Raw genomic sequence first — 26,474 nt, 5'->3', positions numbered from 1 at the left:
CGATGCATCGACATCACTCACACCCACGTCCGGGGACGGAAACGGTTTGCCCGCTCCACCAGTTCGATCCTCTCCTCGCCCCGCCGCGCCAGCCGTGCGAGGACGCGGTACGAGCGCTCCAGTCCGAAGCGCAGTCCCCGTTCGTCCAGTTGGCTGCCGAGCAGCGAGGTGCTTCCGGGAACGGAACCCCGGCTACCCGACAGTACCCAGTCGAGGGCCGCGCCCAGAACTTCCGTCGTGAGCCGCTCGTGGCGCTCCGGATCCAGCCCGAACCGCCGCAGCGCCTCCACCTGCCCGGCGGCGGCCGTCAGGTCGGCCAGCAGCGGCTCCTGCGGGGACCGCTCGCGCAGACGTGCCCGTACCGCGGCCACCCGCGCGGCGGTGTAGTGGATGGACGCCTCGGGCACGGACTCCAGCGCGTACACGGCTCCGGCCCGGTCGCCGGCGGCGAGCCGGACCCGCGCCAGCCCGAAGGCGGCGCTCACGAATCCCGGGTCGGTGGTCCAGACGAGGCGGTAGTACTCGGCGGCGTTGTCCAGCTGGCCGAGGACCTCCGCGCACAGCCCGAGCGCCAGCTTCGGCGCGGGCTCGCCGGGGAAGGCGTCGTAGATCGCGTCGAAGGACAGGGCCGCGATCTCGTCCTGCCCGCAGGCCAGGGAGGCGACGCCGCGAGCCCACACCACCCGCCAGTCGTCCGGGTACCGCTCCTCCAGCTCCCGGAGGGTGCCGGAGGCCGCGGCCGGTTCGCCCAGCTCCAGCCGGGCCCGCAGCTCCCGCAGCCGCAGCTCGGCCGAATCGGCCGGGGCCGAGCCGAGGGCGCCCAGGAGGTCCGCGGGCGCCGAAGCCAGCAGGCCGGTCAGGAAACCGGCGTTGGGGTCGGCCGGGTCCACCAGCGGCACCGGCAGCGCCAGCGCGAGGTCCCGCCGGGGCGCTCCCGCGGGAAAGGCCGGTGCCGGGGCGGGCGCCGGTCCTCCGCCGCCGGCGGGAGCCGCCGGCGGCGGAGGCGACGGGTGCCGGGGCGCGGGCACCGCGGCCACGTGCGTCGCGCTGCTCCCGATGCCCCCAGTGATCGGCGCGGCGCCGCCCGGTGGCGTCCCGGCCCCGAACGCCGCGGGACCGGGAGGGGTGCTTCCCGGCGGGGTGGGCGAGGGCATCGACGGCGCGGCCGTGCCGGCGGGCGAGAGCACCGGTCGGGGTGTCCGGGGCGGGGGGCCCGGGACGGCGGGAGCGGTTTCGGCGCGTCGGCGGCGCAGACCGCCCCGGGAGGCGGGCGGGCGCAGGCCGAGGCGGGAGACCACCGGGTCGGCCGTGTCCGTGAAGAGCCGGGTGTCCGGCACCCGCGTCTCCGGGCCGAACAGGGTGGACAGCTGCGGCCGCGGCCGGCCCGTCTGGAGGGCGACGACCTCCCGCAGCACGCCCGTCAGCTGGTCCGCCATCTCCTGCGCGGAGGCGAACCGCCGTCCGGGATCCGGATCGGTGGCACGGACGAGCAGCCGGTAGAAGGACTCGTACCGCCCGAACACCTCGATGTGCTCCGGGTCCGGCAGCGAGTCCGCGAAGACGTTGGTGTAGCCCTGGAAGTCGAAGGTCAGGACGGCCAGGGTGCGCGCCACCGTGTACAGGTCGGAGGCGACCGAGGGGCCCAGCTCGGCGACCTCGGGGGCCTGGTAGCCCACCGTGCCGTAGATGGCCGACTCCGCGTCGTCCATGCGCCGTACCGCACCCATGTCGATCAGCTTCAGCTGGTCCTGCTGCTGGATCGCGTTGTCGACCTTGAAGTCGCAGTAGAGGAGGTTCCGGCTGTGCAGGTGGCCGAGCGCCTCCAGCGCCTCGATCCCGTACGCGCAGGCCTGCTCCACCGGCAGCGGGTCCCGCCGGCCGTCCGGCCGGCGCCGGTCGTTCGCGATCTCCTTCAGCGATCTGCCGCCCACGTACTCCATGACGATGTAGCCGTCCAGCGAACCGGTCCGCTGGTCGAGGTGCTCCACGAAGTTGTAGATGCGCACGATGTTGGAGTGCTCGATCTCCGCGAGGAAGCGCCGCTCCGATATCGCGGCCGCCATCGCGTCCTCGTCGCCGGTGTCCAGCAGGCCCTTGAGCACCACCCAGCGGTCCGACACCGCCCGGTCCACCGCGAGGTACACCCAGCCGAGCCCGCCGTGCGCGAGGCAGCCCGCCACCTCGTACTGGCCGCGCACGACCTCGCCCGCGCGCAGCTTGGGCACGAAGGAGTAGGGGTGGCCGCACTTGGTGCAGAACCCTTCCGTCCTCCCGGGCCGCCCGCCCCGGGCCCGCCCCACCGGGGCGCCGCAGTCGGCGCGCGAGCAGAACCGCTTGCGCTCGGGCACCTCGGGGTTCTCCAGGACGGCCGCCGCGGGATCCGGACGGGGCACGGCCGGTACGTCGACCAGCCCGGCGCCGAGCCGCCCGCGCCCGGACGACGAGGGCGCCGAGCCCGAACTGCGCACCGACACCGACGGCACGGACCCGGGCCCGGACAGGGCGCGCGAGAGCCGCCCCGACACCGAGCGGCGGGACGCGGACGAACGCGCCGAGGCCGAGGAGCGCGCCGAACCGTGCGAGCCCCGCCCGCCCGCGGTCCCGGACCCGTCGGTTCCGTCGGAACCGGCGGACCAGGAGGAGCCGCCCGACCTGCCCGATCCGGCGGAGCCCCGCCCCGCGCCGCGCGCCGCGCTCGTCATCCCCGTCGGCGGCGACACCAGCTCCTGGGCCCCGGCCGCGACGGAGCCGGCCGGCGCCAGCCCGCAGGTGTCGCAGTACACCTCGCCGCCACCCATGTCCTCGTACGCCCCGGGGCAGCCGGGCCGCACGCAACGGGTTCCGATCAGGCTCACGCGCCCTCCATTCCCGGGGCCCCCGCGCCCCGCACCGCCTCGGCCGCCGCCTGCTGGTAGCGCAGGACGGCCTGCTCGGCGGCCCGCAGGTCGCAGGGCGCGCTCCACAGCATCCGCCGGGCCGCGTCATACCGCTCGATCAGCAGCGGGTCCTCCGCCAGCCCGTGCCGGGCCACCTTCGCCCGGTAGGCGTCGAGCCGCCCGCGCAGCTCGGCCCGCACCGCGAGGGGCGCCGTCACCGCCGTCAACGACTCCCGGGCGCGGCGCAGTTCCTCCCCGGCCCGCTCCTCCAGGGACTCCAGCAGCGGGGAGAGCCGGTGCCAGCGGGCCTGGCGACGGTGCTCGGCCGCCGCCGCGAGCTGCTCCTGCAGCGCGGTCGGCGGGCCGCTCACCGCGGGCACCTCCGACGCGGCGATCTTCGCCAGCACCTCGCCGCGGGCCGTCCGGGCCTCCGCCAAGGTCCGGTCGGCACGCGAGAGCACGTCCCGCAGGGCGATCAGCCGCTGCTCGGCGTCCTGCCGGACGTCCAGCACGGCCTCGACCTCCCGGCGCACGTCCTCCAGAGCGAGCGCGGCGCGGTCGTAGCGCCCGGTGTCCGGGCGGCCGCCGCCGGGCGCGGAACTCCCCGACGCGGCCGGCACCCAGAACGCCAGCGGATCCGCGATCACCGCGGCCCGCAGCTCCGCGAGTTCGGCCGTGATGGCCTCCAGCTCGTCACCCGCGGGGTGCTCGCCGGGCCGGACCCCCACCGAGTGGGCCAGCGAACGGGTGCGGTGCAACTCGGCGGCGAGCAGGTCGATGCGGGCGGGCAGCGCCGACCACACCGCGTCGGCGGCGACCACCACGTCCAGCGAGCTCGCGTACAGCGCGTTCATGCGGGCCACCAGCTCGGCGAGCGAGAACCGCTCGGCCAGCCCGGCGCCCTCCGCGGCGGCGCCCGCGATCAGCACCCCGGGCCCGCGCAGCCGCTCGGTCAGCTCGACCAGCTCCGCTCGGCCCGGCCAGCGGCGCCGCTCGCGGATCTCCCGGGCGGCGGCCAGGGCCCCGCTGTAGGCGTCGAAGTACGTCCACAGCCGGGTGATGTCGGCCTCGGCGGCCGCCCACCGCTCCTTGGTGACGCCGGTCAGCCCGGCGCCCTCCAGCAGCCGGCGCCCGGCGTGGTCCTGGAGGGCCAGCAGCGAGGTCTCCACCGCCTCGTGCTCCGCGACCAGCCGGTTCAGGGCGCGGTCGACCGCGTCCCGGTCCATCACTGCCGACGACCACGACTCCAACGACTGTGCCTCCGCTCCGGTGTCCCGCTCCGTGCCCGCCACCGGCCTCAGCCGTCCCGGTACTTGGGCTCGGGCGGTGCGGCGACGCCGGGCAGCACCGGTTGCAGGTGCTTGAGGTAGGACTTCATCCAGCGGCTCTCACCGCCGCCCGCACGGTACTCCTCCAGCACCTTGTTGACCCGGCGCACCAGGTCGGAGGCGTCCTTGTTCATCGCCACCCCGTAGAACTCGCGGGTGAAGGGCGAGCCGACCAGCCGCACCGACGGGTCCTGTGCGGCCTGGCCGGCGGCCAGCGCGTTGTCCGTGACGATGCCGTCCACCTCGCCCAGCTGGAGGCGGACCAGGCAGTCCAGCTGGCTGGGCACGGTGACCGGGACCGAGCCGTACGACCGGGCCGTCAAGGCGGCCTCGGCCGTGGAACCGGCGGCGAAGCAGATCCGCTTGTCCCGCAGGGAGGTGTCGTAGCCGGTGATCTGCGAGCCCCGCGGGGCCAGCACCTGCTGCCCCGCCTCGAAGTAGGCCGTCGAGAAGGCGACCTCCTCCAGCCGCTTGCAGTTGATGGTCATGGTCCGCACGACGATGTCGACCCGGCCCTCCTGGAGCGCCGGAATGCGCTGGCTGGTCGGGATGGCCCGGTAGATGACCGCGTTCGGATCGCCCAGGATGTCCTGGGCGATGGCCTTGACCAGGTCGATGTCGAAACCGTCGAGCCCGCCGCCGTCCTCGGCCTGGCTGCGGTAGCCCCAGCGGAAGCTGTTCTGGTCCACACCCGCGACGAGCTTGCCGGCCGCCTTGATCCGCGCGATCGCCGCACCGTCCAGACCCGACGGGCGCAGACTCGCCTCCGGGTCCTGGCAGGTGTCGAGGAGCCCCCCGGGCGCGGCCGGGGCCGCCGCCGTCGACGCGGGGCCCCGCACCGCCCGGCCGGCCGCGGTGTCCTGCGTCGCACTGGCCAGCGGCAGCAGCACGGTGGCGGCGGTCACCGCGCAGGCCACCGCCATCGCGCTCACCCCGCCCCAGCCGCGCAACCGGCCCGTCAGCCGCCGCCGGACGGCCCGCGTACCCCGGTCCGCACCGCCTCCCGGGCCGCCCGGGGCCCGCACCGCTCGTGTCCGCATCCCTCTCACCTGTACTCCGAAAGCCTGCGCCCGATGCCCAGCAGCGCCGCCGCCGCGCCGAGGGCGGCGAGGACGGCCGTCCCGATCGGCAGCCCGTCCAGCGCGCCCCGTGCGTCACGGGCCGCCCGGGTGAACTCCCGCTGCTCGTGGGCCACCGCCTGCTCCAGGGAGGCGTCCACCGTGTCGAACGCCGCCCCGCTGCTGTCCTGGTGGCCCTCGTCCCCGACGACCTGGACCAGCGCGGACTCGTAGTCCCCCGTCAAGTCCGCCTCCCGGGCCGCCTTGTGCCGCTGCTTCCACAGCTCCACGCCGTCCGCGGCGCGGGCCACGGGCGCCCGGCCGGCCTCGTCGTCGGCAAGCCGCCGCGCGAGCGCCAGTCCGGCGTCCAGCTCCGTCATGCTGGTCGTGAAGTCCACGTCGTACTTGTCGGACTTCCTGTCCGCCGCGAGCACGGCGCCGCGCGCGATCAGCGTCAGGTTCTCCCCGGCCCGGGCCCGCAGGGAGGCGATCCGCGCGTCGTTGAGCACCTTCAGCGACTCCTGCCCCTGCGTCCGGGCCTCGTTCAGTGACGCCCGGGCCACCGTGTGCCCTCCCGCCAGCCACAGCAGCAGCACCACGGAGGCGGCCGTCGCCGCCAGCAGCCCCTGGTTGAAGACCCGGTTCGTACGGCGGTAGGCGCGCCGCTGGGCCCACACCAGGGCGCCCAGCGCGACCAGGCCCGCGGCGAGGGAGGCCAGCGGCCAGGACCGGGAGTCGTCGTAGTCCGTGTAGAGCCGGGCGGTCTCCGCCTCGTACAGCCGCTGCGCGGCCGGCAGGAGCTGGGTGGTCATCTGCTCGTTGGCGTAGCGCAGGTAGGCGCCGCCCAGCGGAAGGCCCTGCCGGTTGGCCGCCCGGGCCTGCTCGACCAGGCCGGTGTAGCGCGGCAGCTGCTCGTTCAGCAGGGTGATCTGGGCGCGGGAGTCCTGGCTGCCGCCGGTGTTCGCGGCCGCGCTGACCAGCAGCCGCGAGGCGTTGGCGATGTCCTTCTCGTAGCGCAGGCGGACCTCGCGCTCCTCGGCGGCGCCCAGCAGGAAGCCGCTGGAGGAGGCCGTGTCGGCGTCGGCCAGCGAGCGGTAGAGGCTCGCCGCGTCCGCGCTCAGCGGCTGGCTGCGGCCCACGACGTCCTCGGCGGCGGCGCTGCGGCGGGTGACCTCCCACAGGCCGACCGAGCCGAACAGCACGATCAGCGCGGCCAGCACGGCGCCGATGATCCGCAGCCGGCCGGGCTCGGTGGTGGCCGCGCGGCGCAGCCGCTCCACCCCCTCGGCCCAGGCCGTCCTGCGCCCCGGCGGCGCACCGGACGGCGCCGCCGGCGCCCCCGGGGACGGCACGGCGGCGCCGCCCCCGGACGCGGGCGCGCGTGATGTGACGGCCACCGTGACCTCCCCCTTGGTCCTTGCTCCGCAGCAGTATGGCCGCATGCACGGCCCGTCACACCACCCGGTGCCGGATCTCGGGAGATCCGCCCCCCGGGGCGGCTCCCACCCCTGCACCGTGAATACGTGCCGGCGACCGCCACGGTTCCAGACCGACCGCCCTCCGGGGCCGGTTCACCCGAAATGGGCACGGAGTTTTCCGTGGGCGCCGTCCGGGGACCCGAGCGCGTCCAGCCCCAGCAGCCCGGCGCCCAGGACCGGGGGCGCCGTCACCACCGACACCCGGGCGCGCGGCGCCCGTTCGGCGAGGCCCGCCGCGATCCGCTCGTCGAGCTGCGGATGCCGGGCGGCCAGCACGCTGCCGCCGAGCACCACGGGCGCGTCCTCGTCGAGCAGGTCCAGCCGGGCCAGCGCCACCACCGCCATCGCGACGACCTCGTCCGCCTGCCGGTGCACCAGCGACACCGCCACCGGGTCCCCGGCCGCCGCCACCGCGAACAGCACCGGGGCCAGCTCGTGCCGCCGCCCGAGCGGAATCCGGCCCAGGTGCAGCGACTCGATCAGCGCGTACACGGAGGTGTGGCCGAAGTGCGCCGGCAACGCCCGGGCCAGGGCGGTGGGCTCCCCCCGGCCGTCCTCGGCCCGCGCCGCCCACCACAGCGCCTCCTCGGCGAGGCCGCCCCCGCCGCCCCAGTCGCCGGAGATCCGGCCGACGGCGGGGAAGCGGGCCGTCCGCCCGTCCGGGGCCATCCCGACGCAGTTGATGCCCGCCCCGCACACCACGGCGACACCGCACGCCGGGCCGCCCGCGGGCAGCCCGGCGCGCAGCAGTGCGAAGGTGTCGTTGTACACGGCCGTGGAGCCGGCCCAGTTCCGGCGGCGGATCTCGGCGGCCAGCTCCCGCTCCTCCGCCGGGAAGTCGGCATTGGCCAGGCAGGCGGACACGTGCGCGGCGTACGGGCCGCCCCGCGGCCCCGGGTCCAGGCCCGCCGCGGCCATGGCCCGCGCCAGGACGTCGACGGCCCCCGCCACGCCGGTCCGGGACGGCTGGAAGCCCCCGGCCCGACCCGAGCACAGCACCGAACCGTCCGCGGCGACGAGCGCCACGTCCGTCTTGCTGTTCCCGGCGTCCACGGCCAGCACCGCCGCCCGCCCGGCCCGGGTCACGCCCATGGCAGGTGCTCCTTGTTGTGCGCGAGGAGCCGGTCCGTCAGCCCCTCGGCCCGGTCGGTCTGCCCCACCAGGGGATGGGCCAGCAGCGCCCGGAAGACGCGCTCGCGGCCGCCGCGCAGCGCCGCGTCCAGGGCGAGGTCCTCGTACGCCGTCACGTGCGCGATCAGCCCGGTGTACAAGGGGTCCAGCGCGGGCACGGCCAGCGGGCGCGGCCCCGAGGCGTCCACCCGTGCCTGTACCTCGACCACCGCGTCGTCCGGCAGGAAGGGCAGCGTGCCGTTGTTGAGGGTGTTGACCACCTGCACGGCCGGGCCGCCGCCGGTCCCGTCGCCCAGCAGCGCGGCCGCCAGGTCCACGGCCGCCTCCGAGTAGAACGCCCCGCCGCGCCGGGCCAGCAGCGCGGGCTTCTCCTCCAGCGCGGGGTCCCCGTACAGGCCGAGCAGCTCCCGCTCCATCGCGGCGACCTCGGCCGCCCGCGCGGGCTTGTCCGCCAGTTCGCGCACCACCTCGTCGTGCGCGTAGAAGTACCGCAGGTAGTAGGACGGCACGACGCCCAGCCGGTCCAGGACGGCGCGCGGCAGCCGCAGGTCACCGGCGACGGCCTCCCCGTGCTCGGCGAGCAGCCGCGGCAGCAGGTCCTCGCCCGCCGGGCCGCCCCGGCGCACCCCCAGCTCCCAGGTGAGGTGGTTGAGCCCGACGTGGTCCAGGTGGATCTCGGCGGGTGCCAGGTCGAGCAGGGCGGCGAACCGGCGCTGGAAGCCGATCGCCACGTTGCACAGGCCGACGGCCCGGTGGCCGGCCCGCAGCAGGGCCCGGGTGACGATGCCGACCGGGTTGGTGAAGTCGATGATCCAGGCGTCCGGGCTGGCCCGCCGCACCCGTTCGGCGATGTCGAGGACCACCGGGACGGTGCGCAGTGCCTTGGCGAGCCCCCCGGCGCCCGTGGTCTCCTGCCCGACGCAGCCGCACTCCAGCGGCCAGGTCTCGTCCCCCAGCCGGGCGGCCTGGCCGCCGACGCGCAGCTGGAGCAGGACGGCGTCGGCGCCCTCCACCCCGGCGTCGAGGTCGGAGGTGGTGGTGATCAGGCCCGGGTGCCCCTGCCGGGCGAAGATGCGCCGGGCGAGGCCGCCGATCAGCTCCAGCCGTTCCGTGGCGGGGTCGATCAGCACCAGCTCGCTGACGGGCAGGGTGTCGCGCAGCCGCGCGAATCCGTCGATCAGCTCGGGGGTGTAGGTGGAACCGCCGCCCACCACTGCGAGTTTCATGCCTAGCCTTTCACTCCGGTCAGGGTGACTCCCTCGACGAACGCCTTCTGGGCGAAGAAGAAGAGGACGATCACCGGGGCCATGACCATCACGGTCGCGGCCATGGTCAGGTTCCAGTTGGTGTGGTGCGCCCCTTTGAAGGACTCCAGGCCGTAGCTGAGGGTCCACGCGGCCGGATTGTCGGAGGCGTAGATCTGGGGACCGAAGTAGTCGTTCCACAGGGAGAAGAACGAGAACAGCGCGACCGCGGCGATGCTCGGCCTCGCCATCGGCAGCACGATCCGCAGCAGCGCCCGCAGCTCGCCGCAGCCGTCGACGCGGGCCGCGTCCAGGTACTCGTCGGGAATGGTCAGCAGGAACTGGCGGAGCAGGAAGACGGAGAACGCGTCGCCGAAGGCCAGCGGAACGATCAGCGGCCACAGGGTGCCCGAGAGGTCCAGCTGCTTGGCCCAGAACAGGTACATGGGGATGATCACGACCTGGGGCGGCAGCATCATCACGGCGATGACCAGCAGCATCGAGATCCGCTGTCCGCGGAAGCGGAACTTGGCGAGCGCGTAGGCCACCGGGACGGAGGAGGCGACGGTCAGCACCGTGCCCAGCCCGGCGTACAGCAGGGTGTTGCGCCACCAGGTCAGGAAGCCCGGGGTGTCCCACACCCTGGCGTAGTTCTCCCAGACCCAGGTGTCCGGCACCAGGTCGCGGGTGAGCGCCTGCTGATCGGTCATCAGCGAGGTGAGGAGGACGAAGACGAACGGCAGGACGAAGAACAAGGCGGCGGCGATCGCGAGCGAGTGCACGGCGACCCACTGGAGCACGGCGGTGCGCCGGTGCGGGGGTGTCATCGGTGCCCACCTCCGATCAGGCCGCCGCGGCGGCGCATCAACAGGGCCGTGAACACCGTGCAGAGGGCGAACAGGACCAGGGCGAGCACGCAGGCGGTGCCGTAGTCGAACCGCTGGAAGCCGGTGGTGTAGACGATCTGCGGCAGGGTGAGCGTGGACTTGTCGGGATAGCCCGGCTCGAACTGCTGGCCGGAGCCGCCGATCACACCGGCCGCCACCTTCCCGGCGACCAGCGGCTGGGTGTAGTACTGCATCGCCTGGATCACCCCGGTCACCACGGCGAACAGGATGATCGGGGAGATGTTCGGCAGGGTGATGTGGCGGAAGCGCTGCCAGGCCCCGGCGCCGTCGAGCTCGGCCGCCTCGTACTGGTCCTTCGGCACGTCGAGGAGCGCGGCCATGAAGATCACCATCAGGTCGCCGACGCCCCACACCGCGAGCACGGTCAGGGCGGGTTTGGCCCAGTCCGCGTCGGTGAACCAGCCCGGCTGGGGCAGACCCACCGCCTGGAGCAGGGTGTTGACCGGGCCGGTGCCGGGGTTCAGCAGGAAGACGAACGACAGCGTGGCGGCCACCGGCGGGGCGAGGCAGGGCAGGTAGAACAGCGTGCGGAAGAGCCCGGCCCCGGTCCTGACCTTGGTGATGAGCATGCCGGCGCCGAGTCCGAAGACGACCCGGCAGGCCACCATCACCACGACCAGCCACAGCGTGTTGCGCATCGCCGGCCAGAACTGCGGGTACTGCGTGAACACGTACGTCCAGTTGTCCAGGCCGTTGAAGACGGGCGGCCGGAAGCCGTCGTACCGCGTGAAGGAGAAGTAGACGGTGGACAGCAGCGGGTAGGCGAAGAAGACCGCGAACCCGATCAGCCAGGGCGCCATGAAGGCGAGGGTGCGCAGGCCCGCCCTCCTGCGCCTGGCGGCGAGGGGCGAGCGGCGGCGCGTCGCCCGCGGGATGTGCGTGGCCATCGGGGCTACTTCGCCTTCGCGATGTCCGTGTCGATCTGCGCGTCCGTCCGGGCGAGGGCGGCCGGCAGGTCCGGGACCGCGCCCTTCTCGTGCTGGTAGGCCAGGTCGGTGAAGGTCAGCTGGTAGGTGCCGCCGTCCGCCTGCGGCGGGGTGGTGGTCGACTTCGGATGCCGGGCGATGTCGAGGAACGTCTTGAAGTTCTCGTCCACCCGGAGGTCCGGCGAGGCCAGCGCCTCGATGGTGGAGGGCACGTTGTGTATGCCGTTGGCGAAGGCCACCACCGCCTCGGTGTCGGTGGTCATGTACTTCACCAGCTCCCAGGCCGCGTTCTGCTTCCTGCTGCCCGCGGCGATCCCCATGATCGTGCCGGACACGTAGCCCTTGCCGTAGTCGCCGAGCTGGTCGTCGGGGACGGGCAGCGGGGCGGTGCCGATGGTGAAGGCGACGCCCGCCTCCCTGGCCATGTCCGGCCGCCACTCGCCGTCGATCTGCATGGCGACCTGCCCCTTGTGGAAGGGGTGTTCGGCGCCCCACTCGTCACCGAAGGAGGACCGGAACCTCTCCAGCTTCTCGTAGCCGCCGAGTTCTTCGACCAGGTCCTTCTGGGCGGTCAGCATCCTGGTGAACGCCGGATCCCCGGCCAGGTTGGAGGTGCCGTCGGCCGCGAAGTACGTCGCGCCCCACTGCGCCGCCAGCCGCATGGGGGTGGTCTCGTAGCCGTGGAAGGTGGGCATGATGCCGACCCGTTCGTACGAGTCGCCCTTGGTCTTGGTGAGCTTCCGCGCGACCTCGGTGAACTCGCTCCAGGTCTTCGGCGGGGCGGTGACGCCGGCCGCCTCGAAGGCGTCCTTGTTGTAGACCAGGCCGTAGGCGTCGTGCAGCAGGGGCAGCGTGCACTGGTTGCCGCGGTACGCGGTGTAGTTCAGCAGCGGCTGGGGGAAGACCTTCGCCTTGTCGATTCCGGACTTCGCCAGGAAGGGGTTCAGGTCGGCGAAGGCGCCCGAGTTGCAGAACTTGCCGACGCTGTCGGTGGTGAAGGAGGACACCACGTCCGGGGCCTTGTCGCCGCCCGCCCGCAGCGACTGGTTGATCTTGTCGTCGGTCATGTTGCCGGTGACCTTGACCTCGATGTTCGGGTGCGCCGCCTCGAACCGCCGGATGTTGTCCTCGATGGCCTTGACCTCGGCGGGCGCGGACCAGCCGTGCCAGAAGGTGATCGTGACGTCCTGGGCGGGGTCGTCGCCCGCCGCGCTGCCGGTGGAGCCGGTACACGCGGTGGCGAGCAGGGATATCGCGGTGAGGGCGGCGGCCGTGGCGGTCGCGGAGGTCAGGCGGGAGCTTCGGGGCATGTCGGTGTCACTCTCTGCGCGGGGGACTTCCTGGGAGGTGTGCAGCAGGGGCGAACGGAGGAGCGGGGAAGCGGTGGAGAACGGGAGCGGTGGAGAAGGGGAGCGGTGGAGAAGGGGAGCGGTGGGGAAGGGGAGCGGGTAACGGGAGCGGGACGGTGCCGGGGGGGGGTCCGGCCGCGCCGTCCCGGCGCGCGGCGGTTCGGCACCGTGGCGGTTCGGCCCGTGGCGGTGTGGCGGACCGGCTCAGCGGGAGGTGTCGAAGACCTCGTCGCGGGTGGTGGCCAGCGCGCTCTCCAGCGCGCCGCGCAGCACCGGGCGCTCCCGCACCTCTCCGGAGACCAGCCGGGGCCGGGAGGGCGCCAGTTCGGCCAGCTCGGCCTCCAGCAGGCCGCGCAGCGGATCGCCGCCGGCGGCGATCACCGCTCCGGAGAGCACCACGATCTCCGGGTCCAGTACGGCGACCAGCGAGGCGAGACCGGTGGCCAGCAGGGTGGCGTAGGACTGCAGGAAGCGCAGGTTCGCCCCCTCGGGCGCCGCGGCGGCCCGCGCGAGCAGCGCCACGGCGGCGGCCACCTCCGCGCTGTGCGGGCGGGCGGAGAGCGGCAGGGGCTCCGCTTCGACGCCCAGGTCCGCGGCGAGGCCGGGGACCACCTGCGAGCCGGCCAGCTCCTGGTAGCCGCCGGTGTTGGCGCGGGTGACCTGCCGGACCAGCGGATGGCCGGGAACGGGCAGGAAGCCCACCTCGCCGGCGCCGCCGGTCCAGCCGCGGTGCAGCCGGCCGCCGAGCACCAGGGCGGCGCCGAGGCCGTCCTCGTTCCACAGCAGGACGAAGTCCTGGTGGCCGCGCGCCGCGCCGAGGCGCTGCTCGGCGACGGCGGCGAGGTTGACGTCGTTCTCGTACTCGACCGGCATGGGCAGGGCCGCCGCCAGTTCTTCGAGGAGGGTGGGGGAGTGCCAGCCGGGCAGGTGGCTGGCGTAGCGCAGCCGGCCGGTCTGCGGGTCGAAGGCCCCGGGCGTGGCGATGACCACCCGGTGCAGGTCGGAGCGGTGCAGTCCGGCGGCCTTGACGGCTCCGCCGAGGGCCTCGGAGACCTGGTCGATGACGTCCTTGTCCGGGGAGTACGGAACCTCGTGCGTCCCGGTGACGGTGCCGGTGAGGTCGGCGACCGCCGCCAGCACCCGGTCGGGGGTGACGTCGAGGCCGCCGACGTGCGCGGCCCGCGGGTTGACCTCGTAGAGCTGGGCGTTCGGGCCGGGGCGGCCGCCGTCGGTGCCGGTGGCGACGACGAGTCCGGCGTTCTCCAGGCGGGCCAGGAGCTGGGAGGCGGTGGGCTTGGACAGCCCCGTCAGATGCCCGATCCGGGTCCGGGACAGCGGTCCGTGCGTCAGCAGCAGCTCGAGCGCGGCGCGGTCGTTCATGGCGCGCAGGAGGCTGGGTGTTCCGGGCGTGGCGGCGGGCATGATGCTGGCTCTCTTCCCTCACCGGGTGAACTGTTAGGGAAGTTTCCTATCGCTGTCCGACCCGTGTCAATGCCGCTGCCCCGCGGGCCGTGCCGTGCGACGGCGGCCCGCGGGGCAGCGGTGGGGGAGGCGGCGCGGCGGCCGGCGCCTTACTTGGTGATGCGGGGCCCGGCCGGCGGCGGGATCGGCGCGGTGGCCAGGGACTGCGGGGAGGTCGGGTTGGCCAGCGCGGACGGCGCGGCGACCGCCGCGGAGGGGTCCGCCGCCGACTGGTCCTCCTCCTCCGCCGGCACGCCGCCGACGATCCGGATGCCCGCGGCGTCGAAGGCCTCCTTGATCCGCCAGCGCAGCTCACGCTCCACGGCGAACTGCTTGCCGGGCATCGTCTTCGCGGACACCTTCACCGTCATGGAGGCGAGCAGCACCTCGTCCAGGCCGAGCACCTCCACCGGACCCCACAGGCGCTCGTCCCACGGGCTCTCCTTCGCCAGGGCGTCGGCGACCTCCTGGACCACCTCGCGGATCCGCGAGAGGCTCTCCGACGGCTTGACCTGCACGTCCACCGTCGCGGTCGCCCAGCCCTGGCTGAGGTTGCCGATCCGCTTGATCTCGCCGTTGCGCACGTACCAGATCTCGCCGCTGTCCCCGCGCAGCTTGGTCACGCGCAGGCCGACCTCGATGACCTCGCCCGACGCGACCCCCGCGTCGATCTGGTCCCCGACGCCGTACTGGTCCTCCATGATCATGAAGACGCCCGACAGGAAGTCGGTCACCAGGTTGCGGGCGCCGAAGCCGATCGCCACACCCGCCACACCGGCACTCGCCAGCAGCGGGGCCAGGTTGATCTTCAGTGCGGCCAGCACCATCAGCGCGGCCGTGCCGAGGATCAGGAACGAGGCCACCGAGCGCAGCACCGAGCCGATCGCCTCCGAACGCTGACGGCGGCGCTCGGCGTTGACCAGCAGTCCGCCGAGCGCGGTGCCCTCGACCGCTTCGGCGCTGGTGTTCATCCGGCGGATCAGCTTGGTCAGAGCCTTGCGGACCACCGAGCGCAGCGCAGCCGCGATCACGACGATCAGCAGGATGCGCAGGCCCACACCCAGCCAGGCGGCCCAGTTCTCCTCGATGAAGCTCGCGGCCCCGGTGACGCTCTCGTGCGTCTCCTTGAGCGTCGCGGTCGCGTCCGGGGTGGCGGATGCCAGGGGCAGCAGGGCGGCGGGCCAGGGCACGGCGGGAAACCTCCAGGTCTAGCGGTCTGTCCGCTGGGGTCCCCCCCGGGCCGGGCCCGGGGGGCGGGTATACGGACAGACCAACCACACTAACGGGGCATTACCTTCACCCCGTCGCTCTGTTCGAGGGAGAGACCAGGCTCACCTGGGGATGACGTGGATGTGGTGGAAAACACCTCGGACCCGTTACGGGCGCGTGGTGGCGTTCCCACCAGCCCTGAGGAGAGACTGGAGAGCAGATCGTCCCGGCGCGAGCCACGCGCCGCCGGCGTACAAGGAGGCAGTCCGTGCCGCACGTCCTGGTCCTCAACGCGTCGTACGAGCCTCTCGGCGTCGTACCGCTCCGCCGCGCGCTCGTCCTCGTCCTGGAGAACAAAGCGGTCTCCCTGGAGGAATCCGGCGCCTACCTGCACAGCGCGACCAGAGTCGTCCCCGCGCCCAGCGTGGTCCGGCTCAAGCGTTTCGTGCGGGTCCCCTACCGGGGGCCCGTTCCGCTCACCCGGCGCGCCCTGTTCGCACGGGACGGCGGCCGCTGCATGTACTGCGGGGCCGTCGCCACCAGCGTCGACCACGTCGTCCCGCGCAGCCGGGGCGGCCAGCACGTGTGGGACAACGTCGTCGCCGCCTGCCGCCGGTGCAACCACGTCAAGGCCGACCGGCACCTGGTGGACCTCGGCTGGCGCCTGCGCCACCAGCCGGCTCCGCCGTCCGGGCTGGCCTGGCGCATCATCGGGACGGGACACCGCGATCCGCGGTGGATGCCGTACCTCCAGCCGTACGGGGCCGAGGACGCCCTGGAGCGCATCGGCGTCGCGGCCTCCTGACGCGGGCGGACCGCGGCCCGAGCGGACCGGGCCACGGCCGGTGCGGCTGCGGGGCCACCGCTACGGCGTCACCGCGTACGCCTCCGCCGACCACAGGGAGCAGCCGTAGCGCGTCGCGCGGCGCTCGCAGGTCACGCGCAGGAAGCGGGTGTCGGGCGCGTCCAGGCGCACGGTCTCCGCGCCGCCCGTCGAGGACGGGACGGCGGCGGCCGGGCGCCAGGTCGTCCCGTCGGCGGAGGTCTCCACGCGGTAGGCCGACGGGTACGCCTCCTGCCAGTGCAGCTCCAGCCGCCCGACGCGGACCGGGGAGGCGAACTCCGCCTGCCACCAGGCGCCGTCCACCGCCGGCGAGGACCAGCGCGTCGCCGGTGAGCCGTCCACCACCGCCGAGGCGGGGAACGCCGGCGTCTCGTCCGCCGAGGAGCCCGCCCGCGCCCCGCGCAGCAGGTCCGGCCCGCCGGTGCGCGGCACCGCCCGCACCGTCAGGGTGCGCACCTCGCCCTCGAAGGCCACCGGGACCTGGTGGGTGCCCGGCGCGACGGACGGGCCGACCACGACCTCGAAGGGGATCGAGGCCCGGCCGCCGCGCGGGGCCACGGCCACCGCCGGCAGCCGGACCTCGATGCCCTGCGGTGGCCGCGCCGACAGCGGCCCGCGGACCTCGCCGGGGCCGAGGGCCGTCAGGTCCGCCGAGAGCCGCCGCGGCGCGCCGCCGATCTCGGCGTCGGCCCGGCCCCCGGCCGCCAGTTCGAAGCGGGCCCGGGGGCCGTCCCCGAACCACGGCACCACCCGGTGCACGGCCGGCGCCGCCCCGCCGCCCGCCCAGGACAGCCGTACCGCGTCCGCGCGCAGCCCCGCGGTGTTCACCTGGGTCCAGCCCGACGGCGCGGCCTCGCCCACCGTGCGCCAGCCCTCGCCCGGCACGTGCGCCTCCACCGCAGCGGCCGGTGCTCCCGCCGGCAGCGGTTCCGTCATCACCGTCACCGTGTCCACCGGGCGCACCGCGTCCAGCCGCACCGTCCAGCTCTGCGCGTCCTTGGTGACCTCGCCGGTCGGACGGGCGGCCCCGGTCCAGGCGTCCGCCTCCTCCACCGCCTTGGCGAGGAACGGGTCCAGGACGGCTCCGTCCACCCGGACCGCGCCGGGCTCCGCCAGCGCCGCGCGGGCGCGGGACAGCGCCTGCGACGCCTGCCAGGCCGCCGCCCCGTCCCCGCGGGCCTGGGCCCGCAGGACATCGACGGCCAGCTCGCCCGCCGTCCCGTAGCGCGAGAGCCGCTCCAGCCACGGCCCCGCCTCACCCGCCAGGGCCGGCAGCCGGGCGGGCGCCTCCCGCAGCACGGTGAACGCCGCGCGCAGCTCGGTCCCCGCAGCCGGGTCACCCGCCGCCCGCGCCTTCCAGAACTGCTCGACCAGCGGCGCCAGGTAGGCGGACTCGGGCTGCTTCAGGCCCGAGGACGCCGTGTTCCCGGCCAGTGCCGCCACCGCCTCCCGGGCACGCGCGTCGGGACCCGCCAGGGCCCGCACGGCCGCCGCCCAGGACTCCCCGGGCCGGTAACCGCGCGGGTTCCAGGCGAAGTCCGCCGCCGTGAAGAGCGGGACGCGCGAGAGCGTGCCCTGGGGCATGGCGTTGGCCAGCAGGGCCGCCGAGCCGCCCGCGACCGCCGGCTCGCGGCCCGCGTACGGGCCGAGGAAGATCCGGCCCGGATCCCAGTCGTTCACCGGGTAGTTGTCCATCAGCACCAGCGGATGGCCCAGCGCCGAGCGCGCCCCGGCCAGCTCCCGTCCGGTGATGGTGCGCGGCACCACGCCCACGCCCGTCCAGGCCACCTCCACCCGTGCGTCCAGCGCGCCCGCCAGGGCCGTGCGGTAGGCGGTGGCGCCCTCCTGGTAGAACTCCGTCGGCAGCAGCGACAGCGGGGCCGCCCCGGGATACCGCGCGGCCAGGTGCGCCGCCAGATGCCCGGCGACCTCGGCGTGCGCCCGTGCGGCCGCCTTCGGGCCCTTCCCGAACCGCTCCCGGTCCTCCTCGCAGCCCCACTCGGTGTAGCTGACGTCCTGGAACTGCACCTGGAAGGCCCGGAAGCCCAGCTCCCACATCGCGTCCAGCTTGCGGGCGAGCGCCGCCCGGTCGGCCGCCGAGGACAGGCACATCGACTGGCCGGGGGTCACCGCCCAGCCCAGGACGACCCGGTTGGCGCGGGCGCGTTCGGCCACCACCCGGAAGTCCTGCTGCTGCTCGCGCGGGTACTCCCGGCGCCAGGCCGTCGTCCGGTACGGGTCGTCGCCGGGGGCCAGCAGCAGCCGGTTCTGCTTGGTGCGGCCCATGAAGTCCAGCTGCTCCAGCCGCTGTTCGCGCGTCCACGGCTGCCCGTAGAACGCCTCCGCGATGCCCCGTACGGGCGCGGCCGGCCAGTCCCGCACCAGCACGCCGGGCACCTTCGCCCCACCCCCGGCGAGGACCGCGCGCAGCGTCTGCGCCGCGTGGAACAGTCCGTCCTCCCCGACACCGGCCAGCGCGATGGTGTCGCGGCCGCCGGACCGCCCCACGGCCAGCCGGTAGCCCCCGTCCGGCAGGTCGCCGGCCTCGGCCGCGCCCAGCGCCCGCAGCGCCTCCTGCGCGTCCGGGCCCTGGAGCCGTACGACGGGGCCCCGGCCGGGCGGCCGGGCACCGTCGGCCCGTTCGTGCACGGTCCGCACCCCCGCCGCGCGCAGCGCGTCGCGGACCACCCGGACCGCGTACGGGTCGGCGTCGGACGGCGCCACGAGTACGGCCTCCGTCCCCAGCGCCACATCGCGGGCCGGGTCGGCGGCCATCGACTGCGGCCGGGGCCACACGGCGGGGCCCTCCCCGGCCCCGCGCGGAGGCTCCACGCGGGGATCGAGCACCGGTCCGCCGGGGCCGGCGGCCGGATCCGTGGCCCCGGTGCCCGGCGCGGCGGGTGGCGAGGACACCGTGGCAGCCCCGCGCGGACTGGCCGCCACCGCCCCGCCGAGCAGCGCTCCGATCACCGCGACGGCGGCCGCCGCCGCTCGCTTCCTGCCCCTGAGCTGCACAGAGCCTCCCCGTCTCGGGACGTCCCCGCTCGTACGAATGATCCCGAGCCCACCATTCGTGCGGCTGGAGTGTCAACGCGGGCGGGCGGTCTGACCGGTATACGCCAGGAATGCGACGCCTCCGAGTGGGTAAGGCTGCGGTGTTCCCCCGCGGTCGTTCCCCTGCGGCCGCTCCCGCCGTTGTCTCCTGCGGGTGTTCCCCCGTGGTCGCCGCGCGGCGTACCGCCTTTCGGCGCCCCGTTTCTGATTGCCTCTCATGTCCCGGCCCGCCCTAAGGAGTGCCCGTCGATGGACGACCTGGCCCGGCTCGCGGCCCTGCACGGCATCGCCACCGCCTACCAGCCCGCCGCGGACGTCACCGTCCGGGTGCCGCAGGGCACGGTCGCCGCCGTGCTCGACGTCCTCGGCGTGCCCGCCGGGACCCCGGAGGACGTCCGCCGGTGCCTGGCCGCCGCCGAAGGCGAGGAGGCGGCCCGCGTGCTGCCGCCCGTGCTCGTGTGCTGGCGGGGTGAACCACCGCCCGCCGCGCTGGCCGCGCTGCCGGCCGGGACCCGGCTCCGCCTGGAGCCCGAGGAAATCCCCGGGCAGCCCCCCGTGCCGGCCACCGCCTGGGAGGCCGGACCCGGCGGACCGCTGCCCGGCGCACTGCCGCTGGGCGTCCACCGGATCAGCGCCGACCTGCCCGACGGGCGGACCGCCGCCGCCACCCTGATCGTCGCCCCGGACCGGGCACCCGCCGCGCCCGAACGGACCCACGGCCTGCTCGTCCAGCTCTACTCCCTGCTCTCGGAGCGCTCCTGGGGCATGGGCGACCTCGGGGACCTCGCCGACCTCGCCCGCTGGGCCGGACGGACCCACGGCGTCGGCTTCATCCAGGTCAACCCCCTGCACGCGGCGGTACCGGGCACCCCCACCGACCCCTCCCCCTACCGCCCCTCCTCGCGCCGCTTCCCGGACCCGGTCCACCTGCGCGTCGAGGACCTGCCGGAGTACGCCCGCTGCCCCGCGCCGGACGCCCTCGCCGAACTCGCCGCCCGGGGCGCCGAGCTGCGCCGCGAGGTGCTGGAGAAGGGAGCGCTGATCGACCGGGACGCCGTCTGGGACCTCAAGCGCCAGGCCCTGGAGCTGCTGTACGCCGTCCCGCGCACGCCGGAAAGGGAAGCCGCCTACGGGGAGTTCCGCGCCGGGCAGGGTCCGGCCCTGGACCGGCACGCCGCCTGGTGCGCGGCCGCGGCCGGGGAGGAGCCCGCCGAGCGGCTCGACTTCCACCGGTGGCTGGTCTGGCTGACCGACACGCAACTCGCCGCCGCCCAGCGGGCCGCCCGCGAGGCCGGGATGGCCGTGGGCATCGTGCACGACCTGGCCGTCGGAGTGCACCCCGACGGCTCGGACGCCCGTACCGGCCCCTTCCACGCCACCGGCATCTCCGTCGGGGCCCCGCCGGACGCCTTCAACGCGCGCGGGCAGGACTGGGGCCTGCCGCCGTGGCGTCCGGACCGGCTGGCGGCCGCCGGCTACGCCCCCTTCCGCGCCCTGCTGCGCGGGGTGTTCGCGTACGCCGGGGCCTTGCGCATCGACCACGTGATGGGCCTGTTCCGCCTGTGGTGGATCCCGGAGGGCAGCCCGCCCGCCGAGGGCACGTACGTCGGCTACGACGGCGAGGCCATGCTGGCGATCCTGGTGCTGGAGGCCCACCGCGCCGGCTCCCTCGTCATCGGCGAGGACCTCGGGACGGTCGAGCCGCGGGTCCGCGAGGCCCTGGCCCGGCGCGGGGTGCTCGGGACCTCGGTGCTGTGGTTCGAGCGGGACTGGGCGGGCGGCGGAAGCCCGCTGCCGCCGGAGGGCTGGCGGGCCGACTGCCTGGCCACGGCCACCACCCACGACCTGCCGCCGACGGCCGCCAAGCTGTCGGGCGGGCACGTGGACCTGCGCGACCGGCTGGGCCTGCTGACCCGCCCGGTGGAGCGGGAACGGGAGGAGGACGCCGCCGACACCGCCGAGTGGCTGGCCGTGCTGGACGCGCTCGGCCTGGACGCCAAGGGCGAGGAGGCGGCCGTGCGGTCCCTGTACGCCTTCCTGCTGCGCACCCCGGCCCGGCTGGTGGGCGTCTGGCTGCCGGACGCGGTGGGGGACCGGCGGCCGCAGAACCTGCCGGGCACGTGGGACCAGTACCCCAACTGGCGCCTGCCGGTCGCCGACGGCTCGGGGCGGCCGGTGACTCTGGAGGAGCTGACCGCCTCCCCGCGGGCGAACGCGCTGCTGGCCGCGGTGCGGGAGGGGCTCGCCCACGGCGGGTGACCCCGTACGGCACCCCCGGGCGCGCGGGGCCCGCGGGCGTTCGCTACGTTTGCACCGTGGACAAGAAGAACGCTCTGCGCGCCGGCGCCGTCACGGCCGGAACGACGCTGATGATGCTGCTGATGACGTCTCCCGCCCTGGCGCTGACCCGCGACGACGGCGACGACCCGGGCCCGGGCCTGAGCATCGGCGAGACGCTCGGCCTGTACGTGGCCGCGCCGATCGTCCTGTTCCTGGTCATCACGGGTCTGGTGATGGTCGGCGACAAGTCGCGCAAGCAGCAGAAGAGCTGATCCGGGCCGGTCCCCTCGGGACCGGTACCGCAGGACTTCCCGGGCGCCGGGGGTCCCTCCGGCCGTCGCAGACGGGCCCGGTGGCGACCCTCGGCGCTCTGCCGTGTCCTCAGATCCCGGCCAGCAGCTTGCGGAGCAGACCGGTCAGGACCGCCGTCTCCTCCTCGCTCAGGCCCCGCAGCGCGGCGCGCTGGACCTCGAGCCCGGCGCCGACGGCCTCGTCGATGAGCGCGAGGCCCCGGTCGGTGATCGTGACCTGGAGGCCGCGCCGGTCGTGCGGGTCGGGGCTGCGCCGCAGCAGACCGGCCTTCTCCAGCTTGTCCAGCCGCCCCGTCATCCCCCCGGTGGTGAGCATGAGCGTGGCCGAGAGCTGGCGCGGCGAGAGCGTGTACGGGGCGCCCGAGCGGCGCAGGGTCGCGACGACGTCGAACTCCCCGCGCGAGACGCCGAAGCGTGCGTAGGTGCGCTCCATCGCGTCACCCATGGCCCTGGCGATCCGGTAGATGCGTCCGAAGACGGCCATTGGGGCCGTGTCGAGTTCGGGGCGCACGGCGTACCACTGGTCGGTGATGGCGTCGACGGCGTCCTTCTCGACCTGTTCTTCCTTCATGGCTGGAGTATCCGGTCCGCCTCGGTCGTTCGCAAGAAAGTGGCTTGACGCTAAGTAGCTTACCGATAAGCTACTTCCCATCAAGCGACTTCTCGGGGGGAACCATGGCGGAAGCACGGGTGGAGGGGGAGCGGTCCCTGCTCCTCGGCATCGGCATCAGCGCGGTCGGGATCGGGATGTACGTCCCGTTCTCGCTCGTCTTCTTCCACCACGTCACGGGCCTCTCCTTTCCCCTGGTCGGGCTGGTGCTGACCGTCACCGGAGTCACCGGGCTGGTCTTCATGCCGCTGGCGGGTACGGCCGTGGACCGCTACGGAGCCAAGCGGGTCACCCTGGTGCTCTACGGGATACGGGCGGCGGGTTTCGCCCTCTACCCGTTCGCCGGCTCCCTGCCCGCCTTCGCCGCGGTCGCCCTCGTCACCGCCCTGGCCGACCGCTCCTTCGGCGTCGTCCAGCAGTCCCTGATCGGGGAGGTCGCGCGGGGCTCCGCCCGGGACCGGCTCCAGGCGTCCACCCGCGCCCTGCAGAACGCCGGGATGGGCGCGGGCGCCCTGCTCGTCTCCGGGGTGCTGGGGCTGTGGGGGCCCGGTGGGTTCACCTTCACCGCGTGGGGCAACGCCCTGGCCTTCGCCCTCGCGGGACTGCTCGTCAGCCGGGTCCGCCCGCTCACGGCCGCCGCCCGCGCGGTCCCGCCCGCTGCGGTTGCCGTCGGGGCCGTCCCGCTCGCCGCCGGGGCCGTCCCCGCGGCGCCCGCCGGGTACCGGGACGTGCTGCGGGACCGGCCCTTCCTCGGGCTGACCGCCGCCAACTTCCTCACCGCGCTCGGCTACGCCGCCCTCTCCGTCCTCTTCCCCCTCTACCTCTCCACCTGGCTCGCCGCCCCCGACTCCCTGACCGGCGCCGCCTTCACGCTGAACACCGCCCTGTGCGCGGGCACCGGCGTCCTGGTCGCGGCCCGGGTCCGCCGCTCCGGGGCCCGCCGCACCCGCTCCGCCGCTCTCGGCGCGCTGCTCTTCGCCGCCGCGTTCACCGGGCAGATCGTGCTCGGCACGGTGCGCCCCGGACAGAGCGCCACCCTCGTCGCACTGCTGGCCATCGTCGTCGTCTACACCCTCGGCGAACTCGTGCACAGCCCTTCCGGCGGCGCCCTGTCGGTCTCGGCCGCGCCCGAAGCCGTCCGCGGCCGCTACCTCGCCACCTACCAGCTGTCGTACTCACTGGCCACGGCGCTGGCCCCGGCCCTGTTCACCACCCTGCTGTCGATCGACGGCCGACTGCCCTGGGCCGTGCTGACCGCCGCCGCACTCGGCGCCGCCCTCGCGCTGCTGCGGCTGGAGAGGCACCTGCCCGTCCACGCCGTGCACGCCGAGCCGCCGGCCCCCGCGCCGCGCCACCCGCTCGCGCCGACCACCGCCTGAGCCCTCCCCCTCCAGAGGAGCCACCTGCCATGAAGCGCCTCGCCACCCTCGCCCTGACCGCCCTCGCCCCCGTCTCCTGGGGTTCGACCTACGCCGTCGCCACCGAACTGCTGCCGCCGGACCGGCCCCTGTTCACCGGGGTGATGCGGGCGCTGCCCGCGGGACTGCTCCTGACCGCGCTGGCCCGCAGACTCCCCCGGGGCGAGTGGTGGTGGAAGTCCGCCGTCCTCGGCACCCTCAACATCGGCGCCTTCTTCCCGCTGCTGTTCCTGTCCGCCTACCGTCTGCCGGGCGGTGTCGCGGCCGTACTGGGCTCCGCCGGACCTCTGTTCGTCGTCGGGCTCGCCGCCCTCGTCCTCGGCGAGCGGGCGAGCCTGCGCACGGTGCTCGCCGCCGTCGTGGCCGCGTTCGGCGTGAGCATGGTGGTCCTCACCGCGGAGGCGGGTCTGGACCCCATGGGCATCGCCGCCGGAGTGGTCTCCTCCGCCTCCATGGCCGCGGGGACCGTGATGACCAAGCGGTGGGGCCGCCCGGCCGGGGTCGGCCCGCTGGCCGTGACCGGCTGGCAGCTCACCGCCGGCGGGCTCGTCGTCATCCCCGTCGCCGCGCTGCTGGAAGGGGCGCCGCCGGCCCTCGACGGCCGTGCCCTGCTCGGCTACGGCTACATGATGCTGATCAACACCGGTGTCGCGTACTGGCTGTGGTTCCGCGGGATCGGCCGGCTCTCCGCCACCTCCGTGACCCTGCTCGGCCCGCTCTCCCCGCTCACCGCGGCCGTCATCGGCTGGGCCGCGCTCGGCCAGGCGCTGACGCCCGTGCAGCTGGCGGGCATGGGGATCGCCTTCGGAGCCACCGTCGCGGGCCAGTTCGCGGTCGCCCGGACCACCCCCCGACCGTTCAGTTCTACTGAAAAGAACGATCGAAACTTTTCGATGGACCTGGGGGATGGGCGGGTGCGACGGTAGTCCCCACGACGCCGCTGCCGACACCGGTGCCGACACCGATTCCGACCCCAGGGGGAGACACACAGTGGCCGTCATGGACCGCGTCCGCACCGCTTCGCACGGCAAGCCCGCAGCCGCGGGCAGGAAGGGCGCCGCCGGGTTCGGCGTACTCCTCGCCCTGCTCGCGACGGTCGTCTGGTCCGGCAGCTTCGTCGCCACCCGGGACATGGCCGACAGCGTCCCGCCCGTCCAGGCCGTCTTCTGGCGCTGGATCATCGCCGCGCTCGCCGTCGCCCCCTTCGCCGCCCGCCAGGCATGGCAGCAGCGCGCCCTGATCCGCGAGCACCTCGGCTTCGTCTCCCTCGCCACGCTGTTCGGCGTCGCCCTCTACAACACCCTCGTCCACCAGGCCGGACTGACCACCTCCGCCTCCAACATGGGCATGATCATGGCCGCTTCGCCGGTCGTCATGGCGCTGTACGCGCGGCTGGGCGGCGAACGGCTCGGTATCCGGCGGACCTTCGGGCTGCTGCTGGCCGCCTTCGGCGTCCTGCTGCTCGTCGGCGACGGCTCCGTCGGATTCGACTTCGGCGCGGGCGATCTGTGGATGTTCGGCGCGGCCCTCTCCTTCGCCACCTACAGCGCCCTGCTCCGGCGCAAGCCCGCCGAACTCGGCGGCCTGGCCTTCCTGATCACCACCTTCGTGCTGGGCGCGCTGATGCTGGTCCCCGCCTACGCGGTCTCCGTCGCCGTCCAGGGCGGCTTCGAGGTCGACGCCGGTACGGCAGGACCGCTGCTCTACGTCGGGGTGTTCTCCTCCGCCGTCGCCTTCTTCGCCTGGAACAAGGCGATCTCGATCATCGGAGCGGCCCGCGCCGGAGTCGTCTACTACCTCCAGCCGGTCTGCGTGGCGGTCCTCGGCTTCCTGCTCCTCGGCGAACGGACCGGACCGGCGCAGCTGCTCTGCATGGCGCTGATCCTGGGCGGCGTCGCACTCGGAGCCCGGCGGTAGGTTCGGCCCCATGACCGAGTGGGACATCAAGAAGCTGCGGATCCTGCGGACCCTCGCCGATCGGGAGACCGTGACCGCGACGGCCGAGGCGCTGCACATGACGCCCTCGGCCGTCTCGCAGCAGCTGACGAACCTCGCCCGGCAGCTGGGGGTGACCCTCCTGGAGGCGCAGGGCCGCCGGGTCCGGCTCACGGACGCCGCACACCTCGTCCTGCGGCACGCCGAGGCGGTGTTCGCGGACCTGGAGCGGGCCGACGCCGAGCTCGCCGGATACCTGGCCGGAGACGCGGGAGAGGTGCGGATCGGGGCGTTCTCCACCGCCGTGCCCGCCCTCGTCGTCCCGGCGGTGGCCGCGCTGCGGCGCACCCGCCCCCGGGTGGAGGTCCGCGTACGGGAGACCGAGGCGGCCGAGTCCTACGAGCTGCTGTCCGACGGGGTCGTGGACCTCGCGCTGTCCCTGGCCGCCCACGCACCCACCGCCCGCGACCCCCGGCTCACCCGGGTGACGCTGCTGGAGGACCCGCTGGACGTGGCGCTCCCCCCGGACCACCCGCTGGCCGCCGCGCCGGACCTGCGGCTCGCCGACCTGTCCGGCGACCGGTGGATCTACGGCGGCAGCGGCCCCTGGTCGCAGATCGCGCGCGGCGCGTGCGAGGCGGCCGGCTTCGTCCCCGAACAGGCCCACTCGGCATCCGGCTGGACCGCGATCCTGGCCATGGTCGAGGCGGGGATGGGCGTGGCGCTGGTCCCGCGCATGGTCTCGAGCCGTGCCTCCGGCGTCGCGGTCCGGGTCCTGGCCCGCGACCGGCCCACCCGGCACGTGATCGCGGCGGTCCGCCGCGGCTCGCAGTCCGCCCCGGCCCTGGCCCATGTGCTGGACGCCCTGCGGGCGGTGTCCGCCGGATGAACCGTCCGGCGCGAGGAGTGGGGGGGGGGGGGGGGGGGGGGGGGGGGGGGGGGGGGGGGGGGGTTTGTGGGGGGGGGGGGGGGGGGGGCAGACGGTGGCCGGTGGCAATCAGCACGGCCTCGCCCTGGTCGAAGCCGAAGCGGTGGATCTTCCGGTAGGTGGCGG

At 74.9% G+C, this 26,474-nt stretch carries 20 protein-coding genes; 7 read left to right on the top strand and 13 right to left on the bottom strand.

Annotation, left to right across the window (positions count from 1 at the left end; genetic code table 11):
• Positions 1 to 17: 17 nt before the first annotated feature.
• From AC07FY_RS31625 to AC07FY_RS31575, 11 genes are all read right to left on the bottom strand, one after another.
• Positions 18 to 2,846: a serine/threonine-protein kinase gene (locus AC07FY_RS31625; RefSeq protein ID WP_479013483.1), complete on the bottom strand. Its 2,829-nt coding sequence runs from the start codon at positions 2,844 to 2,846 to the stop codon at positions 18 to 20.
• A 5-nt stretch (positions 2,847 to 2,851) separates the two neighbouring features.
• Entirely contained in the window at positions 2,852 to 4,102 is a 1,251-nt protein-coding gene (locus tag AC07FY_RS31620) for a hypothetical protein (RefSeq protein ID WP_479013441.1), read from the bottom strand.
• Between the two features lie 71 nt (positions 4,103 to 4,173).
• Positions 4,174 to 5,244 (bottom strand): glutamate ABC transporter substrate-binding protein, encoded by a 1,071-nt coding sequence (locus tag AC07FY_RS31615; protein WP_479013439.1) that lies wholly within the window; start codon positions 5,242 to 5,244, stop codon positions 4,174 to 4,176.
• A 5-nt stretch (positions 5,245 to 5,249) separates the two neighbouring features.
• Positions 5,250 to 6,659: a hypothetical protein gene (locus tag AC07FY_RS31610; RefSeq protein WP_479013436.1), complete on the bottom strand. Its 1,410-nt coding sequence runs from the start codon at positions 6,657 to 6,659 to the stop codon at positions 5,250 to 5,252.
• 174 nt (positions 6,660 to 6,833) lie between these two features.
• Positions 6,834 to 7,832 (bottom strand): N-acetylglucosamine kinase, encoded by a 999-nt coding sequence (locus AC07FY_RS31605; protein ID WP_479013433.1) that lies wholly within the window; start codon positions 7,830 to 7,832, stop codon positions 6,834 to 6,836.
• Positions 7,823 to 9,097: a 6-phospho-beta-glucosidase gene (locus AC07FY_RS31600; protein ID WP_479013431.1), complete on the bottom strand. Its 1,275-nt coding sequence runs from the start codon at positions 9,095 to 9,097 to the stop codon at positions 7,823 to 7,825. The genes AC07FY_RS31605 and AC07FY_RS31600 overlap by 10 nt, the downstream gene beginning before the upstream one ends.
• A gap of 2 nt (positions 9,098 to 9,099) precedes the next feature.
• Complete coding sequence (locus AC07FY_RS31595; RefSeq protein WP_479013428.1) at positions 9,100 to 9,942, bottom strand: carbohydrate ABC transporter permease; 843 nt, start codon at positions 9,940 to 9,942, stop codon at positions 9,100 to 9,102.
• Positions 9,939 to 10,910: a carbohydrate ABC transporter permease gene (locus AC07FY_RS31590; protein WP_479013425.1), complete on the bottom strand. Its 972-nt coding sequence runs from the start codon at positions 10,908 to 10,910 to the stop codon at positions 9,939 to 9,941. Before AC07FY_RS31590 ends, AC07FY_RS31595 begins: the two co-directional genes overlap by 4 nt.
• Positions 10,911 to 10,915: 5 nt before the next feature.
• Entirely contained in the window at positions 10,916 to 12,259 is a 1,344-nt protein-coding gene (locus tag AC07FY_RS31585) for an ABC transporter substrate-binding protein (protein WP_479013422.1), read from the bottom strand.
• A gap of 243 nt (positions 12,260 to 12,502) precedes the next feature.
• Complete coding sequence (locus tag AC07FY_RS31580; protein ID WP_479013419.1) at positions 12,503 to 13,720, bottom strand: ROK family transcriptional regulator; 1,218 nt, start codon at positions 13,718 to 13,720, stop codon at positions 12,503 to 12,505.
• Between the two features lie 149 nt (positions 13,721 to 13,869).
• Positions 13,870 to 14,949: a mechanosensitive ion channel family protein gene (locus AC07FY_RS31575; protein WP_479013416.1), complete on the bottom strand. Its 1,080-nt coding sequence runs from the start codon at positions 14,947 to 14,949 to the stop codon at positions 13,870 to 13,872.
• A gap of 287 nt (positions 14,950 to 15,236) precedes the next feature.
• Between AC07FY_RS31575 and AC07FY_RS31570 the strand changes: the two genes are divergently transcribed.
• Positions 15,237 to 15,773: an HNH endonuclease gene (locus tag AC07FY_RS31570; RefSeq protein WP_479013413.1), complete on the top strand. Its 537-nt coding sequence runs from the start codon at positions 15,237 to 15,239 to the stop codon at positions 15,771 to 15,773.
• A 60-nt stretch (positions 15,774 to 15,833) separates the two neighbouring features.
• Here AC07FY_RS31570 and AC07FY_RS31565 read toward each other — a convergent pair whose 3' ends face one another.
• Positions 15,834 to 18,827 (bottom strand): beta-N-acetylglucosaminidase domain-containing protein, encoded by a 2,994-nt coding sequence (locus AC07FY_RS31565; RefSeq protein ID WP_479013410.1) that lies wholly within the window; start codon positions 18,825 to 18,827, stop codon positions 15,834 to 15,836.
• A gap of 288 nt (positions 18,828 to 19,115) precedes the next feature.
• Between AC07FY_RS31565 and AC07FY_RS31560 the strand changes: the two genes are divergently transcribed.
• On the top strand, positions 19,116 to 21,125 hold the full coding sequence (locus AC07FY_RS31560) for a 4-alpha-glucanotransferase (protein ID WP_479013408.1): 2,010 nt from the start codon (positions 19,116 to 19,118) through the stop codon (positions 21,123 to 21,125).
• 56 nt (positions 21,126 to 21,181) lie between these two features.
• Positions 21,182 to 21,418 carry a hypothetical protein gene (locus AC07FY_RS31555; protein WP_479013405.1) on the top strand — a complete coding sequence of 79 codons (237 nt, stop codon included), beginning with the start codon at positions 21,182 to 21,184 and terminating at the stop codon, positions 21,416 to 21,418.
• 109 nt (positions 21,419 to 21,527) lie between these two features.
• Here AC07FY_RS31555 and AC07FY_RS31550 read toward each other — a convergent pair whose 3' ends face one another.
• Positions 21,528 to 22,028 carry a MarR family winged helix-turn-helix transcriptional regulator gene (locus tag AC07FY_RS31550; RefSeq protein ID WP_479013402.1) on the bottom strand — a complete coding sequence of 167 codons (501 nt, stop codon included), beginning with the start codon at positions 22,026 to 22,028 and terminating at the stop codon, positions 21,528 to 21,530.
• 104 nt (positions 22,029 to 22,132) lie between these two features.
• Here AC07FY_RS31550 and AC07FY_RS31545 point away from each other — a divergent pair, with 104 nt between their 5' ends.
• The 4 genes from AC07FY_RS31545 to AC07FY_RS31530 all read left to right on the top strand — a co-directional run bounded on the left by AC07FY_RS31545 (position 22,133) and on the right by AC07FY_RS31530 (position 26,309).
• Positions 22,133 to 23,446 carry an MFS transporter gene (locus AC07FY_RS31545; protein ID WP_479013399.1) on the top strand — a complete coding sequence of 438 codons (1,314 nt, stop codon included), beginning with the start codon at positions 22,133 to 22,135 and terminating at the stop codon, positions 23,444 to 23,446.
• A 29-nt stretch (positions 23,447 to 23,475) separates the two neighbouring features.
• Entirely contained in the window at positions 23,476 to 24,411 is a 936-nt protein-coding gene (locus AC07FY_RS31540) for an EamA family transporter (RefSeq protein WP_479013396.1), read from the top strand.
• Positions 24,412 to 24,484: 73 nt separating this feature from the next.
• Entirely contained in the window at positions 24,485 to 25,402 is a 918-nt protein-coding gene (locus tag AC07FY_RS31535) for a DMT family transporter (RefSeq protein ID WP_479013393.1), read from the top strand.
• 10 nt (positions 25,403 to 25,412) lie between these two features.
• The gene (locus AC07FY_RS31530) at positions 25,413 to 26,309 is read left to right on the top strand and encodes a LysR family transcriptional regulator (protein ID WP_479013390.1); all 897 of its coding nucleotides are present in this window, start codon (positions 25,413 to 25,415) and stop codon (positions 26,307 to 26,309) included.
• The last annotated feature ends 165 nt before the right edge of the window (positions 26,310 to 26,474 follow it).

This window comes from Streptomyces sp. NPDC045967, assembly GCF_056430495.1.
Note: the sequence above shows the minus strand (reverse complement) of the source record. Positions and strands in the feature narration are given on the sequence as shown.

Excerpts from the sequence above, each read along its gene's own strand:
- AC07FY_RS31580 (WP_479013419.1), bottom strand. The coding sequence starts at position 13,720 with ATGCCCGCCGCCACGCCCGGAACACCCAGCCTCCTGCGCGCCATGAAC.
- AC07FY_RS31590 (WP_479013425.1), bottom strand. The coding sequence starts at position 10,910 with ATGGCCACGCACATCCCGCGGGCGACGCGCCGCCGCTCGCCCCTCGCC.
- AC07FY_RS31620 (WP_479013441.1), bottom strand. The coding sequence starts at position 4,102 with ATGGACCGGGACGCGGTCGACCGCGCCCTGAACCGGCTGGTCGCGGAG.
- AC07FY_RS31600 (WP_479013431.1), bottom strand. The coding sequence starts at position 9,097 with ATGAAACTCGCAGTGGTGGGCGGCGGTTCCACCTACACCCCCGAGCTG.
- AC07FY_RS31585 (WP_479013422.1), bottom strand. The coding sequence starts at position 12,259 with ATGCCCCGAAGCTCCCGCCTGACCTCCGCGACCGCCACGGCCGCCGCC.
- AC07FY_RS31615 (WP_479013439.1), bottom strand. The coding sequence starts at position 5,244 with ATGCGGACACGAGCGGTGCGGGCCCCGGGCGGCCCGGGAGGCGGTGCG.
- AC07FY_RS31540 (WP_479013396.1), top strand. The coding sequence starts at position 23,476 with ATGAAGCGCCTCGCCACCCTCGCCCTGACCGCCCTCGCCCCCGTCTCC.
- AC07FY_RS31605 (WP_479013433.1), bottom strand. The coding sequence starts at position 7,832 with ATGGGCGTGACCCGGGCCGGGCGGGCGGCGGTGCTGGCCGTGGACGCC.
- AC07FY_RS31530 (WP_479013390.1), top strand. The coding sequence starts at position 25,413 with ATGACCGAGTGGGACATCAAGAAGCTGCGGATCCTGCGGACCCTCGCC.
- AC07FY_RS31545 (WP_479013399.1), top strand. The coding sequence starts at position 22,133 with ATGGCGGAAGCACGGGTGGAGGGGGAGCGGTCCCTGCTCCTCGGCATC.
- AC07FY_RS31535 (WP_479013393.1), top strand. The coding sequence starts at position 24,485 with ATGGACCGCGTCCGCACCGCTTCGCACGGCAAGCCCGCAGCCGCGGGC.
- AC07FY_RS31550 (WP_479013402.1), bottom strand. The coding sequence starts at position 22,028 with ATGAAGGAAGAACAGGTCGAGAAGGACGCCGTCGACGCCATCACCGAC.
- AC07FY_RS31560 (WP_479013408.1), top strand. The coding sequence starts at position 19,116 with ATGGACGACCTGGCCCGGCTCGCGGCCCTGCACGGCATCGCCACCGCC.
- AC07FY_RS31595 (WP_479013428.1), bottom strand. The coding sequence starts at position 9,942 with ATGACACCCCCGCACCGGCGCACCGCCGTGCTCCAGTGGGTCGCCGTG.